Raw genomic sequence first — 14,244 nt, 5'->3', positions numbered from 1 at the left:
ATATAACATGGGCGAGTACTGAATAAGCCATTTAATTAAAACCACAAACCCAATTTAATTTTACTAACCATGTATAGTGCTAATATACCCTCCATAAAAAGACATGAGCGGCAATCCTTACAGCTTATGTTTCTTACAATACTCCGGGAATTAGTTGACGTCCTTTCATTCCCTCAGCGAAAAAATTTCAAAAAAAACTTGACCGCGTAAATCAGAATGTGAATTGCAAGGTCTGCAGAATAAAAATAACCAAACCGGCGAGTGACAACAGAGGGCCAAAAGGAATAACGCTATTTTCTTTAACAGCTTTATAAAAAACAAAATACAATGCGATACCGCTTAATGCCGCCGCGAGCAATAACGAAGGTAACGCCTGCCAGCCGCACCACGCGCCCAGCGCAGCCAGCAGCTTAAAATCACCGTAGCCCAATCCCTCGCGTCCTGTTGTCAGGCGAAAGGCCCAGTAGAGAAGCCACAGCGACAGGTAGCCCGCCGCTGCGCCAAACAGGGCATCCGACAACGGTAAGGTATGAAAAAGCGCATGATTCAGCAGGCCCGCCCACAGCAGCGGCTGCGTCAGGCAGTCCGGCAGCAGCATGTGTTTTGCGTCTATCGTCGCCAGCGGCAGCAGTCCACACCAGAGCACCCATAGCGACATCAATGCGGCCGCAGACGGGGCGTACGCCGCCGTCAGGGCAAAAAACAGGGCGCTGGAAAGTTCAAGCAACAGCAGACGCAGCGGGATCGCGGTCTGGCAGCAGCGGCAGCGCCCACGCAGGCAACACCAGCTCAGAACCGGGATATTTTCCCACCAGGCGAGCGTGTGGGAGCATGCGGGACAGTGGGAGGCCGGAAACAGCAGGTTTCCGGCCCCCTCCTCCTCTTTAATGAGCGGGGGAATGCGTTCGACCACCACTCCCAGAAAGCTGCCGATAATGCCGCCAAGCGTGCCGCTGAGCAGGCAAAGGGCGGGCATCTGGCTGCCCTGAAGCAGCGTCAGCGAGTTCATGCCACTTTCGCCCAGGAGAGCTTAATCTGGGCCTTTACATCGCTAAGGTGATCAACCGGCGTGAGATCCATTTTCTCCAGACGAACCCCGGTGGTTAAATTCACCTCCCGAAGCCAGTTTTTCAGTTCATAGACGTTGACCCGAACAATATTAAACGTCAGGGTTTGCCCGTCCTGCTGGATATTACTCAGCGCAACGTGGATCTCTTTGGCGCTCTCTTCCACCACGCTTCTCGGGTTACTGGTTTTTAAGACTTTCGCCTGAAGGTGATTTTTATTAATTTCTGCACGCATCCAGTTCAGGGTCTGTTTCTGTTTTTGCAGCGTGCTTTTCTCATTTTTAATAATATTATCCAGCGGGGTCATTACACCGTACCAGATAATGGCGCAACAGAGCGCCGAGCCACAGAGTTTAATCAGCGTTCGTTCGCGCGGGCTGTAACGCAAATAGCGTGCTTTTAATTGTCCAATTTTCTCTTTCATTTATATTTCCCTGTGATGATAGCGGTATAAGGCGCTTCACTGGAGACCGGCTGCAGCGTAAAGTCGAAGGTATCACTCGCCTTATTGACGAACGCCTGCAACGCCGTGGGATCCATCGAACGGATGTTCAGCGTGAGCTGATTCTGGGTGTCGTCGTATCCCACTTCACTCAGTTCGACCGCCGGGAGCGATTGCTTGACCTGCTCCAGTGCGTCCAGTTGAAGAAAGATCCCTTTCTTCTCTTTCTTGATGTTCTGCCCGAAGTGGTACTTCAGGTTGGTGGTCTGGCGCAGCGTGGGGAAATAGTGCTGGGCCAATTCCACCATCTGCTGCTGGGCCAGGTTTTCCTGGTTAGAGAGCATCCAGGCCATGCCGATACGAGGGCCAACCAGCAACCCGATACTCAGCACCGCCATGGCGGCAAGAGTCGGTTTCGCATAACGGAAACCGGTCTGTGCACCCGTGGCGCTAAAAACGCCGTGCAGCAGGTTTGCTTTGCAGCTTTTCCACTGCGGCTGGATCAGCACCAGCGGATGCTGCCAGGCCCGTTGCTCATCCACCTGCACGTCCGCTGGCGCATCGCCGTAACAGACGAGGTTACCGGCGCACTGCTGGCTCAACAGCAGCGGCAACAGGGCAGCGTCGGTTTCACAGGCGCCAAACGGCGAATAGCGCATCCAGTAACCGCTGTCGGTGGAGACCAGCGTGCTGCCGCCTTCGGTTACCGGCAGAAGGATCGCATCGGGCAGCACCTGCACCACCGTCAACCCGGCATCGGCACAGCGGTCCAGCCAGTACTGCAGACGCGCCGCATCAATGGCCACCGCGTCCACTTCCCGCCCCTTCTTGTTGAGCACCGTCCAGTGAAGCGTGTCCACATCGCCAATCAGCGTCTCTTCAGCCAGCCAGGAGAACTCAACGCTGCCTTTTTTGGGCAACGTGAAGCGACGGAAGATCATTTCGCTGGCCGGCAGTAGCAGGCAGACGCGTGCGGCTAACGCGTGACCGGCAAGCGCCGCCAGTGACGCCCCGCCCTGACGCTGTTCCACCTGGTCGCTACCGGACTCGCACCACATTATGTTCCCATCCTCATGCGTGTCGGGACGAATAAAAAGCACCTGTTTCATAGAATTCGTCTTGTGTTATTCAACCATTCGGTAGCGACGTTGCCAGGTAATCACCTTCCCGGCTTCATTATCAACATGAAGCTGGCTGACGACGCGCAGCGTTAAATCATCGGTATTGCCGGTACTGTTGACCCGGAAATAGTGACTGTTCACCGCAAGAAACGCCTGAACCTGCTTGAGGGCGTCTTTGGTCTGCGGATAATTTGTCTCAAGCTCTTTCTGGAATGCCTCCATCGACTCCCAGCCCTCTTCCGGGCGGGAGGCGATCAGACGGGCGGCCTCGTCCTCGCTCAGCGAGCCGATAAACAGGGCTGCCAATAGCGGTGCCTGTTCTTCGGTCAGGGTGTTGACATCCACCTTGCTGGCGGTGTCGGGTAAGGCGCACAGCACTTTACTGACCTTGCCGTAGGCCGCCACCGGAAACGCGGGCAGCAGCTTTAGCTCGCCCGGGGTGCGCATCATCTGATTCGCAGGCAGCCGCGCGGGCTCAACGCCGACCCAGGCATCTGTCTCCAGCCCCTCTTTGGCCGTTGTGGTATCACCGTCGAGATAGTCCATTAGTTGCTGGTAAATCTCTTCTGCGTCACCAGCGGAAATGCCGCTGTCGGTCAGAAGCTGCTCAACGATGCGCGCTTTGACCGGTTTTTCCGGCAGCGCCCCTGCGGTCTGTACCGCGGGGGTCGGATCGGCCGCCAGCAGGTTATTGACGTTAAAGCAGGTCTGGGCATCCTCAATCTGGCTCACCACGGTGTAGTGTTCACCCTCTGTCTCCACCGGCTCTGTCCACTCCCCTTTGGGCGACAGCCCCTGGCTGTCACCGCTGGCGTAGGTCTGAAGCAGACCTTCAATGGTTTTTTGCTGGCTCTGAATGGCCCAGCGCAGCTGCTGCTGGCTTACCTGATAACGGGTTTTCTGCAGATTGCGGCAGAACTGCTGGCTGATTTTGGCCGCCAGCGCCGACATCATGACCAGCAAAATTAGCACCACCAGCAGCGCGACACCGCGCTGTTTTCGAACCGATTTTCCGCTCATTTGTTCTCTCCTGACGGAGCGGGCACCGGCTGCGGTTGTGGCTGCTCTGGCGTGGCCGCATCTCCCGATGGCGCAGGCGTTTGTTCTGCTGGAGCCGCCGGGGCGACCGGCATATCACCCGGCGTGGTAAATACCCAGCGCCAGGTATCGCCATTCTCCATGGTCAGCAGAAGTTCTAGGCCGTCCGGCTGATGCGCCGTGTCGGTCCATTTGTTCTGCCAGCCCTCTTTCCAGAAGCGCCACGTCATCTCTTTGACATCGCTGAGGATCGGCACCTCTTCTGGCTTCACATCGGCAGGGCTGTCGATAACCGGCCAGATATCGCGCCACAGTTTTTTGTCCTCAAGCCGCCAGCGCACGCGCTCCAGCTGGACCTGACCGCTCACGCCGTTCAGCGTGGTCAGCTCCAGCGCATCGTCGTGCTGGACAAATACGTCAGGCTCGTTGCGTGGCGCGCGTGCCTGAAGCTGAAAGAAATCCCGCTCCAGCAGGTTATAGGCGCGCTGAAGCTGGTTGAGTTGAGTCGCCGCCACGTCGGTGGCGTTCGAGGTGCGCATCGCCCCGTCCAGAATTTGCCAGGCAAGCGTGCTGATAACCGCGAAGATGGTCAGCGCAATCATAATCTCCAGCAGCGTAAAGCCCTGCTGACGCTGAATGTGCTTACTCATTTCACCTCTCCGGGTTCCGGTATCTGCAGGCTCAACACCGGTTTGTCTTCATCATCCTCGGCGTACACCTGCACTTCATCGGCAAAGCGATTTTCGGCGGTTTTCACCCGCTGCTTGCGCCAGATCCAGCTTCGCCCCCCCATGATTTCAGTCCCTGTCTGCAGGGCATCCGGGAACGGCGTGTTGCTCAGCTTTGCTTCCGCCAGCTGGTTTTCCGCCACCCAGCTCGCCTGCAGCGAATCGCCCAGGCCATGGGTAAAGCGCACGTTCAGCGAGACGGAGTTCATCAGCGCCAGCGCGGCGGTGGAGAAGATGACCAGAGCGACCATCACTTCCAGCAGGGTCATCCCCTGTTCTTTGCGTTTAGTCATCGTTCTCTACCGAAACCGGTGATGCCCCCTGCGACACCACGCGAAAGCGCTGCTTTTTATCGAAACTCTGCAGGGACAGTGTGAAGCGGCTTATCTCCCCGTCCGGCAAAAAGACAATCTGCGGCGTGGCGTCGGTTGTGGCAGCAATGCGCTGCGGTGACAGCGACACGTGCATCTCTTCCGGGAACTGGCCGTGGGTGACAATGCGCCCGGCGGTTAAGGGTTCCCAGTGTCGTTCGCCCTCTTTTTCGGCCCAGGTCACCAGCTGATATTCTGAGGTGGTGATCACCAGCCCGACGATATTTCCGTCCATTACCGCACGGTCTGAACCATATTCAACGAGGGCTTTTAACTGCTGACCGAAAATATCCGCGCCGCTGCGCGAGGGGATTGTCGACACCACCATCATGGCGCAGGAGGCAAATATCACCAGCGCCAGAATAATTTCCAGTAAGGTAAACCCACGTTGCTTATTCATTACTTCTCTTTTTTATCTAAAGACCAGTTGGTAATATCATCCGCGGTATTCGCTTCGGCATCCGGGCCCGCAGAGAAAACATCCACTGCGCCATGTTCGCCCGGGCTGACCAGAATATAATCATTGCCCCACGGATCTTCCGGCAGGCGGCGAATATAGCCATCATCACGGTAGTTTTTCGGGATAGGCGCGATATCAGGTTTGGTGACCAGCGCCTGCAACCCCTGCTCCGTCGTGGGGTAACGGTGGTTATCCAGCTTGTACATATCCAGCGAACCTTCCAGCGCCACAATATCGCTGGTTGCTTTCTGGGCATCGGCTTTTTCTTTATTCCCCATTAAATTTGGTACCACCATACTGGCGAGCACACCGAGAATAACGATCACCACCATTAATTCGAGCAAGGTAAAGCCAGCCTGACCTTTCAGGCTATTTCGTTTTAAAGACATATTTAACCCACCATATTATTGAGCTGAAGAAGCGGTTGTAATATTGACAGCACGATAAATAAAACCACTGTCGCCATTGTCACCACCAGTGCCGGTTCAAATACCGACAGCGTTAACGTAATTCGATGCTGTAATGCCGATTCCTGGTTTTCCGCGGCGCGATCCATCAATGAACCTAATTCCCCGCTCTCTTCGCCGGAGGCAATCATATACAGCATGGTCGGCGGAAAGAGTTTCGCCTGGTCCAGCGCGTTATACAGAGAAGCGCCCTGACGTACGGTATCCGCCGCCTGCTCCAGCACCTGCCGGGCATAGAGGTTTTCGATCCCGTCCATCGCGATATACATCCCCTCCAGCAGCGGGACGCTACTGGCCTGCAGAATGCTGAGCGTACGGATATAGCGGGCGCTGTTGATGGCGCAAACCAGCTTTTTGATCGGCGAGCCATTCACCAGCCAGCTGTGCCAGCGAAAGCGGTTCGTGGTTTTCTTCACCCACGTCTTAAAGCCCACGATTGCGCCGAACAGCCCCCCGGCAATGTAGATCCCGTACGCCTGCAGAAAATCGCTCACCGCAATCAGCGTGCGGGTGGTGATCGGCAGCTGCTGTTTCATGTGCACGAACTGCTCGATGACCTGCGGCACCACCGCCACCAGCAGGATGCTGATCACCGCCACGGCAACCACCGTCAGGGTGATCGGGTAGACCATCGCCTGCGTCAGCTTGCTTTTCATCTTCTGGCGCTGCTCGTTGTACTCCGCCAGCTTCTCCAGCACATCGCCGAGGTGGCCGGTTTTTTCCCCGGCCATCACCAGCGTGCAGTACAGCTTGTCAAAGGTGCGCGGGAACTGGCTGAAGGCATCAAACAGCGTATGGCCTTCCACCACTTTCTCGCGGATCTCCGTCACCATAGCCGCCAGCTTTTTGTCTTCCGTCTGCTTTGAAATGGCCTTCAGGGCGCTTTCCAGCGGCAGCGACGCGTTAACCAGCGTTGACAGCTGACGGGTGAACATCGACAGCACCGGCACAGAGAGTCTGGCGCCGGTTTTGGCTTTAGCGCTGGCCGCATTTTCACGGGTTTCGGTGATGGTGAGCGGCATCAGCTTCTGCTCACGCAGCGACTGGCGCACCTGCTTAGGTCCTTCCGCCTGCAGCGTGCCGCGCTGGGTTTTCCCGGCGGCATCGGTCGCGGTCCACGCGTAGAAAGCCATTATTCATCGCCTCCACGCTCGGCGGTCACGCGCATCACCTCTTCAAGGGACGTGATACCGCTGATGACCTTCATCAGCCCGTTTTCACGCAGGCTGTAGGCCTGTTTGAACAGCTCGGTCTCAATGGACATCTCATCTTTATCTTCATGAATGGCGCGGCGCATGGCGCTGTCGACCACCAGAAACTCGTGAATGCCCGCGCGTCCCTGATACCCGCTGTGGCGGCACTGGTCGCAACCAACGGCGCGATAGATGGCCTTTGGTGGCTTATCCATAAAGCTAAACAGCGCTTTTTCATTGTCATCCAGCGGACTGGTGGTACGGCAGTGCGGACACAGCCGACGCACCAGACGCTGGGCAATGACGCCGAGTAGCGACGAACCGATTAAAAAGGACTCCAGCCCCATATCCCGCAGACGGGTAATCGCCCCCGCCGCACTGTTGGTGTGCAGCGTAGACATGACCAGGTGACCGGTGAGCGACGCCTGCACCGCGATTTGCGCGGTTTCACCGTCACGAATTTCCCCGATCATCACCACGTCCGGATCCTGACGCAAAATGGCGCGCAGGCCGCGGGCAAAGGTCATGTCCACGCGCGGGTTGACCTGCGTCTGCCCCACCCCTTCCAGCTCGTACTCAATCGGATCTTCGACGGTCAGAATGTTGCGTTCATGTCCGTTCAGGGCCGACAGAATGGCATACAGGGTGGTACTTTTACCGGAGCCTGTCGGCCCGGTGACCAGGATGATGCCGTGCGGGCGGTTAATCAGCCCTTTCAGTTTTTCCAGCTCTTCATCAATGAGTCCGAGCTTGTTGATATCCGGTTTCAGGTTGCTCTTGTCGAGCAGACGCATGACCACGCGCTCGCCGTACTGCGACGGAATGGTCGAGACACGCACGTCAATCGCCTTGCGGCCAATGCGCAGGGAGATACGGCCATCCTGCGGCAGTCGTTTTTCGGCGATGTCGAGTTTCGACATGACCTTAATACGCGAGACCAGCAGCGGGGCCAGTTTACGTGCGGGCTGGAGCACCGGGCGCAGCACGCCGTCAACGCGAAAACGGATGCTCAGCGTGCGCTCAAAGGTTTCGATATGGATATCCGATGCGCCGTCTTTTACCGCTTCGCCGAGAATGGCATTGATCAGGCGGATCACCGGTGAGTTTTCGTCGTTATCCAGTAGATCTTCGTTGTCCGGGATCTCCTCGGTTAACGCCATCAGATCGATATCCGCATCCATATCGTCCACCAGCTGCTGCGAAACGCCGCTGTTCTGCTGCCAGATTTTGGCCAGCATCTCATCAAACGCCTCCGCGCTCAGTGTCTGGGGTACAAAGGCGCGCCCCAGTACCCGGCGCATCTCCAGTAGCGCAAACGCGGGGACGTCATCACGGATATAGACCGTGTCGTTCCAGAAAAGGATGCCGTTCTCCTTCGCAAAGCCGCTGGTGCAAAGCTGTTTCGTCAGTTCATCCACGCGTCACCTCCCCTTACTCTTTGAAGGGGTTGCGCGTGGTAGCAGGTGCGCTCACGCCGACCGGCATGGAGTGATCCTGCTTTGGATAGGCAGGCAGGACGGCGTTATCGGTGTTCTCAACGATGCCGAGCTTTTTCTCCTCCAGACGCTGCTGTTGACGGGCGCGGATCTGGTCGTATTTCTCCTTCGTCGCCGCGCTGTAGTTGTCGTCATCACGCAGGACCGTGGTATGGATAAACACCATCAGGTTGCGCTTCGACGTATCCTCCGACGTATAGCGGAACAGCTGTCCCACCAGCGGTAGATCGCCGAGCAGCGGCACTTTCGACACGTTCTGTTTGCTGACATTTTCCATCAGACCGCCCAGCACCACCGTCTGGCCACTGTGGACCATCACTTCGTTGTTGATGGTACGGGTGTTGAAGGTTGGGCCGAGGCTGGCGTCTTCGGTGGCGCTGGCGTCAACGCTGGAGACCTCCTGCTCGATCTTCAGGTGGATCATGTCCCCGTCGTTGATCTGCGGAACAATCTTCAGCTTGGTACCGACGGTTTTACGCTCAACCGAGTTAAAGACGTTGTCGCCGCTGGTGGTCTGAGAACCCGACAGCACCGGCACATCCTGACCCACGTTGAACGACGCTTCTTTGTTATCCAGCGTCACCACGCTTGGCGTGGAGAGAATATCGTTCTTGCCGCTGGTGGAGAGCGCGGTCAGCAGTGCGCCATAGTCACCGTTGAAGAAACCGGTCGCCAGGCCAGTAAAGGAGGCCCCTTTGATCGTGCCGTTTTTGACCTGGCTAATGGGCAGACCGGTTGAACCGAACTGCACGCCGCCGTGTTTGCCGGTCCACTGCACGCCGAGATCCATGCCGTTACCGTCCTGCACTTCCGCAATGATGGCTTCCACCAGCACCTGCGGACGACGAATATCCAGCTTGTCGATCACCTTCTCCAGCGAGTTCATGACGTTTGGCTGAGCGGTGATCACCAGCGAGTTGGTGGACTCATCGGCGGTGATATTAAGCTCGCTATTGGTTGTGGCGGTTTTGCTTTTCGCGGTACCGGCTTTGTCTTTCAACTGCTCACCAATACCGGTCAGCACCGGCACCACTTTCGAGGCGTTGGCGTATTTCAGGTAGAAGACGCGGGTATTGCCCTCGTTGTTCTGTTCGCGGTCGAGCTGGCCAATCAGCGAGCGGGTGCGCGCGCGGGCATCTTCGGTGCCGCTGATCACCAGGCTGTTGGTTTCGTCATCGGCCACCACTTTGGTCGCCAGTTGCGGGGCGTTTTGCCCTTTCTGCTCTTCATTGTTGAGGTTGTTCAACATATCGGAGAGCTCTTTCGCCGAGGCATAGCGCAACGGTACGATTTCGCGACGCTGCATACCGGAACGGTCCACGCGCTCAACCAGATCCACCAGGCGGTTCACCACCGAGGCTTTCCCGGTTAACAGCAGCACGTTAGAGGGTTCAAAATGGACCACGTTGCCGATCCCCGAGGCATCGTTCAGCTGGCGCAGCAGCGGGGCCAGCTCGCGTACCGGCACGTTCTCCATGCGCACTACGCGGGTAATGATCTCATCCCCTTTGCCCGGGTTTTTGCTGTCGGCCACCGGCACCCCGGCGGTACGCGCCACGCTGGAACGCACCACTTTAATCATGCCGTTATCCATTGGGATCACCGACAGACCGTAGAGATCCAGCACGCTCAGGAAGAACTGATAATATTCATCTTCCGACAGCACGTTATAGGTTCTCACCGACACCGTGCCCTGAACGGACGGATCGACGAGAATCGTTTTATTCAGATTGCGACTTACCGTATCGATAAATTCGCGAATATCGGTATTTTTAAAACTGGCGCTAAAGTTGGCTGCAAACAGCGAACCGGAATATAACGACAATGCGGTCAGCGCCACGCACGCCCATGGAAATTTCTTCATGATTTACACTTGTTAATTGTTTAGAACATTAACCCGAATATTTTCAAGGTGAGCGTGCCGTCTGACGACGACCTCCGCTTCTTTCATTTTCGACCAGTTGGCGATAATATTTTTCGCCTGCGCTTCTTTCGTCATATCGACGTCATTTACTTTCACCACCACATCACCCTGTTTCAGTCCTGTTTCACTGTAAAAAGGCGAAGCATTGCGTGGATTAATGTTAAAGCCTTCCAGTTGGCCTTTATCGATTAACGGCTTTAAGACCAGATAATCATCGAGATGCAGACTGTCCGCGCCGGCATCTTTTTTCGATTTCGTCACCGGGCTGTTGCCTGCATCGCCCTTAAAATAAGGCGGCTGTTTGAGGGCGAGCGTTTGCTTCGTGCCTTCATACTGAACAACCACATTATCTTTATTAATTTCATCAACATACGCATCGTCGAACCCCACCAGCGGTTCCCCTTCCCGGTAGCTCTTCTGCCCGGCGGGGGTCTTAATCACGGCGAACGACAGCCACGACTCATCGCTGCGGATGATGCCTTCAATTTCTGCAGACAGCGGCGCTTTTACTGCCGCCGGAACGTCGGCCTGACGGACCGCAGCCGTAAAAAGACCAAACGTTTTGTCACTGTTACGCGGTTTTAGCGGCGCTTTATCAGCATTCGCTAACTTATTCGTAACCTTTTTATAATCTTTAAAAACGACATAACCCTGCTGGCTGCAAAAAATTAGCATGACTAGCATTATGCAGGGCGTCATTAGCCTGGAAAGGAATGCGTTCCTCATTATTATCGGGCCTTTTAGCAAAGCAGGAATTCGCAGCGGTATGCTGCATAACTTAGTGAGCAAATAGTAATAAGCGTGACCAGTGCAAACCACCGGCTTCGCTATTAACTTTAATGAAGAAAATGATTGACCGGAAAAAAAGGGAGTGTTAGATGCGGCCTGACAGGTTATTTTTACTCTGGTGTTAAATTGACCATGACAGGGGCTTACCGTACTTTTCGCCCATTGCTATTAAAGAGAAGAGACGGTAAGTCGTTATGTATCAGAGCCATTTTAAATTCAGTACCCCGCCGTTCAGAAATATCACCCGCAAGTCGGGCGATTTTCTGGTGCCTTATCATCAGGATGTGTTTAATCTTCTGAAAGAGAAAAGCCAGCAGGCAGGGATCACCGGGCTCTTTTACCACGACAGCGAACTGCTGGGGCAGTTCAGCGATGCCCTCAAAGCCAACAGCAAATCGGTGCTCTGCATTAATGCCTTTCCGAAGCTGAGCGCCAGTAGCCTGCTCTTCAAACTCAACCCGGTAGCGAAAGAGAAGAACAAGCTCCAGGCGGTTGACGCTATTATTCGCCTGTGGCGCGATGCGAAGTCGACCCATAAGGTGCTGGTCATTTCCCAGGCGCAGGCGATGAAGGCCAGCGGCTATGACGTGCTGGGCATACTGCTTACCCGTGCGCAGGAGCTGGATGTTCGCCTGTCGATTGTGCTGATGGGCACGGCCGACCAGGAAGTGATGCTGAAAGCCTCTGCCCTGCAGGAATATGTGCTGACCTGCCACACCCTGCGCAACCTGACCTGCCGCGAGTTCCTGAGCTACGTTGACGCCCAGTGCCACGAGCACGGCGCGGATGTCTCTCCGCTGACGCCCGCTCGCGTGAAAAAAATCCACGCCCTGACCAAAGGCAACATCAGCAAGCTGAACGAACTGGCTCATCTTTCCATGCTGGCCGCCTGGACCGAACGGGCGCCAAACGTTGGACCGCGTCATTTGCGTCTCGCCACCGGTGAAGCCCTGCCAGCGCCTAAGCGTGGTAAAACGCTGGCCTCCATCGGGTTGTTCGCGTCCGTCCTGTTCGCCGCCTGCGGCTGGATGATGACCTCGTCCATTACGGCAAAACTGCCGGTGGCGCTGCCGGTACCGGCCAGCTGGAAACAGCAGGTAAAAACGCCAGACGCGCCGGTACTGCCGGTTATCGAACAGGAGGTGGTGAATCAGCCCGATGCCATGCACCAGCTTTATGCCATGTGGGGCTATGACGCCTCTGCCGACGATGCCCTGTGCCAGAATGCCGCAAAAGTGAACCTGATGTGTAAACAGGGTAATGCCTCCCTGGACACGCTGGCTAATGACGGTTACCCGTGGGTGAGCGAGATTAAAACAGGCGATCACATTAATTACGCCGTCGTGGCGCGTGCCGGGAAAAATTCCCTCGATCTGCTGATGAACAACCGCACCTGGCAGGTGAGCCGCACGTGGTATAACCAGCACGCAACGGGCAATTACACCCTTCTGCACCGCCTGACCCCGTCAGGCAAAGACGAAATCACCGCCGCCAGCGACAGTAAAGATCTTGAGTGGCTGGATCAGCAGCTGAGCGTGGCGCTGGGCGAAAACGAAACGCACGATAAAAACTGGACGGCGGAACTGATGAAGCGCACCCGCGAATTCCAGGAAAAAATGCACCTCCGCGTCGACGGTATTCCGGGTGAAGACACTCTGATGCAGCTGATGCGCGAAACCCATACCACGCCGAGCGTGTTGATCCAGACAACCCAGGCTAACCCGACTACGCAAGAGAAGCACGCATAATGTCTACCATCTGCCTCGCTGCCCAGCGCAGCTATACCACCGGGGAACCGGTCTGGTTCTCATGGCGTTTGCCGTCATTCAGTAAAATTATCAGCGTGGTGACGCTCTGGTGTCTGGGGCTGTGCGCGCTGATCGTCGCAGGCCTCTATGCGCACGTGTACTGGAACCTGCGCCACCCGGCACCGGTGATAAAAAAGGTGAGCGTCGCGAAGCCAGACACCACCCTTTCTGATATGCATTACGTGTATGTCACCAAACCGTTCCCGCACCCGCAGCCAAAGCCACAGTCGGTAAAAGTGCAGGAAGATTTACCGCCGATGGACAATATGCCCATTAATAGCGACGAAAATGACTGGCAGCAGGCACCTGATGGCGCATTGCCGGACAGCCCCGTCACGCATGATACCTCGCGCGATACCTTACCCGGCACCGAAGCGCACGAACAGGCGATGAAACACGCGCAGGCAACGCAGCCGGATGAAGACAATTCATTAAAAACGTTATTTATGCAGGCGCTAAAACAGCAGCAGGATGATATGGCGAAGGGAAAAATGCCCGCACCACCAGTTGACGAAACGCAAAATGCGTCTCCTTCGATAATAAAAGGAGACGCGGGAGGGGATTAATATTTTTCCGGCAGGGAGGTCAGGCTAATCAGTCGCCCTTTTTCGACCACAATATATTGACCTTTTTTCAGGTCTGAGAGAATTTTAATAATGGTACTGCGTGCCAGGTTGGTGTATTCCTGAATATAATCATAAATATTAATATCTCGCTGATGATCAACAATCAGTTCGTTAATTTCAATCAGGAATTCACGGACGACGGAATATGCGCTGCGGGCAACCAAAACATCATCACGTTTACTGAGCAAACAGATATACCATGCCAGCACTTTAGTCAGTTCAGGCCACAGCCCGTGTTGGGTCATTAACTGCTGGAATTGATCTTTATGTATGGTACGAACCACGGTATTACTGCGTACCACGCCCTGCATATGCGTAGAGTTGTAGAAAATAGCGGAGAGACCAAAGATACATTGTCCCTGTAGCGTAAACATACATAAGTCATCAGAACTGCGGCGGAACTCGACTTCTCCGCTGACGATAATGTGAATATTATCGGAGTTACAGGTTGATATTTTTTGCCATTTTCTTAACGTTTTTTCTTCATACCCGGCCGTTGCAGAAATAATGGCTTCCATTTCATGATGGGGACGTGTTTTTTTACCAAAAATGCTTAACATTATTATACCCAATTAAGATGTTTAAATAAGAAAATTATCCGACAAGGTGTTACGTTGCCGTAAAATGTGTTGGTATTCTTTTTGAAATTAAAAAAACCAAAAGAGGACTGTTTCTTTAATTTGATTCATGCTGTGAATCGATGAATCAATCTTA

The 14,244-nt window shown here is 55.0% G+C and carries 15 protein-coding genes; 2 read left to right on the top strand and 13 right to left on the bottom strand.

All coding sequences use genetic code 11. The features are described 5' to 3' along the window. Positions 1-211: 211 nt before the first annotated feature. The 12 genes from ACMWKA_RS01650 to gspC are packed head-to-tail and all read right to left on the bottom strand — an operon-like array spanning position 212 to position 10,991. The gene (locus ACMWKA_RS01650) at positions 212-1,009 is read right to left on the bottom strand and encodes a prepilin peptidase (protein ID WP_262812358.1); all 798 of its coding nucleotides are present in this window, start codon (positions 1,007-1,009) and stop codon (positions 212-214) included. Then, a complete protein-coding gene (locus ACMWKA_RS01645; protein ID WP_414759938.1) occupies positions 1,006-1,491 on the bottom strand; it encodes a type II secretion system protein M in 486 nt (161 codons plus the stop codon). Before ACMWKA_RS01645 ends, ACMWKA_RS01650 begins: the two co-directional genes overlap by 4 nt. Further along, entirely contained in the window at positions 1,488-2,618 is a 1,131-nt protein-coding gene (gene gspL, locus ACMWKA_RS01640) for a type II secretion system protein GspL (RefSeq protein WP_130626459.1), read from the bottom strand. Before gspL ends, ACMWKA_RS01645 begins: the two co-directional genes overlap by 4 nt. 15 nt (positions 2,619-2,633) lie before the next feature. Beyond that, the gene (gene gspK / locus ACMWKA_RS01635) at positions 2,634-3,650 is read right to left on the bottom strand and encodes a type II secretion system minor pseudopilin GspK (protein ID WP_414759937.1); all 1,017 of its coding nucleotides are present in this window, start codon (positions 3,648-3,650) and stop codon (positions 2,634-2,636) included. Continuing rightward, positions 3,647-4,318, bottom strand: coding sequence for a type II secretion system minor pseudopilin GspJ (gene gspJ, locus ACMWKA_RS01630; RefSeq protein ID WP_414759936.1), 672 nt, complete (start codon positions 4,316-4,318; stop codon positions 3,647-3,649). Before gspJ ends, gspK begins: the two co-directional genes overlap by 4 nt. Continuing rightward, the gene (gene gspI / locus ACMWKA_RS01625) at positions 4,315-4,689 is read right to left on the bottom strand and encodes a type II secretion system minor pseudopilin GspI (RefSeq protein WP_013097347.1); all 375 of its coding nucleotides are present in this window, start codon (positions 4,687-4,689) and stop codon (positions 4,315-4,317) included. Before gspI ends, gspJ begins: the two co-directional genes overlap by 4 nt. After that, a complete protein-coding gene (gene gspH / locus ACMWKA_RS01620) occupies positions 4,682-5,167 on the bottom strand; it encodes a type II secretion system minor pseudopilin GspH (protein WP_020689911.1) in 486 nt (161 codons plus the stop codon). The genes gspI and gspH overlap by 8 nt, the downstream gene beginning before the upstream one ends. Further along, entirely contained in the window at positions 5,167-5,616 is a 450-nt protein-coding gene (gene gspG / locus ACMWKA_RS01615) for a type II secretion system major pseudopilin GspG (protein WP_013097349.1), read from the bottom strand. Before gspG ends, gspH begins: the two co-directional genes overlap by 1 nt. A gap of 2 nt (positions 5,617-5,618) precedes the next feature. Continuing rightward, a complete protein-coding gene (gspF, locus tag ACMWKA_RS01610; RefSeq protein ID WP_020689910.1) occupies positions 5,619-6,827 on the bottom strand; it encodes a type II secretion system inner membrane protein GspF in 1,209 nt (402 codons plus the stop codon). Then, positions 6,827-8,305, bottom strand: a complete 1,479-nt coding sequence (gene gspE, locus ACMWKA_RS01605) for a type II secretion system ATPase GspE (RefSeq protein ID WP_414759935.1) — start codon at positions 8,303-8,305, stop codon at positions 6,827-6,829. The genes gspF and gspE overlap by 1 nt, the downstream gene beginning before the upstream one ends. A 13-nt stretch (positions 8,306-8,318) precedes the next feature. After that, the gene (gene gspD / locus ACMWKA_RS01600) at positions 8,319-10,247 is read right to left on the bottom strand and encodes a type II secretion system secretin GspD (protein ID WP_038419009.1); all 1,929 of its coding nucleotides are present in this window, start codon (positions 10,245-10,247) and stop codon (positions 8,319-8,321) included. A gap of 12 nt (positions 10,248-10,259) precedes the next feature. Continuing rightward, on the bottom strand, positions 10,260-10,991 hold the full coding sequence (gene gspC, locus ACMWKA_RS01595; protein WP_045295711.1) for a type II secretion system protein GspC: 732 nt from the start codon (positions 10,989-10,991) through the stop codon (positions 10,260-10,262). A gap of 299 nt (positions 10,992-11,290) precedes the next feature. Between gspC and ACMWKA_RS01590 the strand changes: the two genes are divergently transcribed. Further along, the gene (locus ACMWKA_RS01590; protein ID WP_414759934.1) at positions 11,291-12,844 is read left to right on the top strand and encodes a peptidoglycan-binding protein; all 1,554 of its coding nucleotides are present in this window, start codon (positions 11,291-11,293) and stop codon (positions 12,842-12,844) included. Continuing rightward, complete coding sequence (locus ACMWKA_RS01585; RefSeq protein ID WP_038984443.1) at positions 12,844-13,470, top strand: hypothetical protein; 627 nt, start codon at positions 12,844-12,846, stop codon at positions 13,468-13,470. The genes ACMWKA_RS01590 and ACMWKA_RS01585 overlap by 1 nt, the downstream gene beginning before the upstream one ends. Here the strand turns inward: ACMWKA_RS01585 and ACMWKA_RS01580 are convergent. Further along, entirely contained in the window at positions 13,467-14,090 is a 624-nt protein-coding gene (locus ACMWKA_RS01580) for a helix-turn-helix domain-containing protein (protein WP_047351950.1), read from the bottom strand. The two genes, ACMWKA_RS01585 and ACMWKA_RS01580, sit on opposite strands and share 4 nt — an antisense overlap. Positions 14,091-14,244 lie beyond the last annotated feature (154 nt).

The organism is Enterobacter sp. 03-F-07-AD-ECC, from assembly GCF_047530935.1.
GTDB classification, from domain to species: Bacteria; Pseudomonadota; Gammaproteobacteria; order Enterobacterales; family Enterobacteriaceae; genus Enterobacter; species Enterobacter cloacae.
Note: the sequence above shows the minus strand (reverse complement) of the source record. Positions and strands in the feature narration are given on the sequence as shown.

Excerpts from the sequence above, each read along its gene's own strand:
- gspD (WP_038419009.1), bottom strand. The coding sequence starts at position 10,247 with ATGAAGAAATTTCCATGGGCGTGCGTGGCGCTGACCGCATTGTCGTTA.
- gspH (WP_020689911.1), bottom strand. The coding sequence starts at position 5,167 with ATGAATAAGCAACGTGGGTTTACCTTACTGGAAATTATTCTGGCGCTG.
- gspK (WP_414759937.1), bottom strand. The coding sequence starts at position 3,650 with ATGAGCGGAAAATCGGTTCGAAAACAGCGCGGTGTCGCGCTGCTGGTG.
- ACMWKA_RS01590 (WP_414759934.1), top strand. The coding sequence starts at position 11,291 with ATGTATCAGAGCCATTTTAAATTCAGTACCCCGCCGTTCAGAAATATC.
- ACMWKA_RS01645 (WP_414759938.1), bottom strand. The coding sequence starts at position 1,491 with ATGAAAGAGAAAATTGGACAATTAAAAGCACGCTATTTGCGTTACAGC.
- gspJ (WP_414759936.1), bottom strand. The coding sequence starts at position 4,318 with ATGAGTAAGCACATTCAGCGTCAGCAGGGCTTTACGCTGCTGGAGATT.
- ACMWKA_RS01580 (WP_047351950.1), bottom strand. The coding sequence starts at position 14,090 with ATGTTAAGCATTTTTGGTAAAAAAACACGTCCCCATCATGAAATGGAA.
- gspF (WP_020689910.1), bottom strand. The coding sequence starts at position 6,827 with ATGGCTTTCTACGCGTGGACCGCGACCGATGCCGCCGGGAAAACCCAG.
- gspL (WP_130626459.1), bottom strand. The coding sequence starts at position 2,618 with ATGAAACAGGTGCTTTTTATTCGTCCCGACACGCATGAGGATGGGAAC.
- ACMWKA_RS01585 (WP_038984443.1), top strand. The coding sequence starts at position 12,844 with ATGTCTACCATCTGCCTCGCTGCCCAGCGCAGCTATACCACCGGGGAA.
- ACMWKA_RS01650 (WP_262812358.1), bottom strand. The coding sequence starts at position 1,009 with ATGAACTCGCTGACGCTGCTTCAGGGCAGCCAGATGCCCGCCCTTTGC.
- gspC (WP_045295711.1), bottom strand. The coding sequence starts at position 10,991 with ATGCTAGTCATGCTAATTTTTTGCAGCCAGCAGGGTTATGTCGTTTTT.
- gspI (WP_013097347.1), bottom strand. The coding sequence starts at position 4,689 with ATGACTAAACGCAAAGAACAGGGGATGACCCTGCTGGAAGTGATGGTC.
- gspG (WP_013097349.1), bottom strand. The coding sequence starts at position 5,616 with ATGTCTTTAAAACGAAATAGCCTGAAAGGTCAGGCTGGCTTTACCTTG.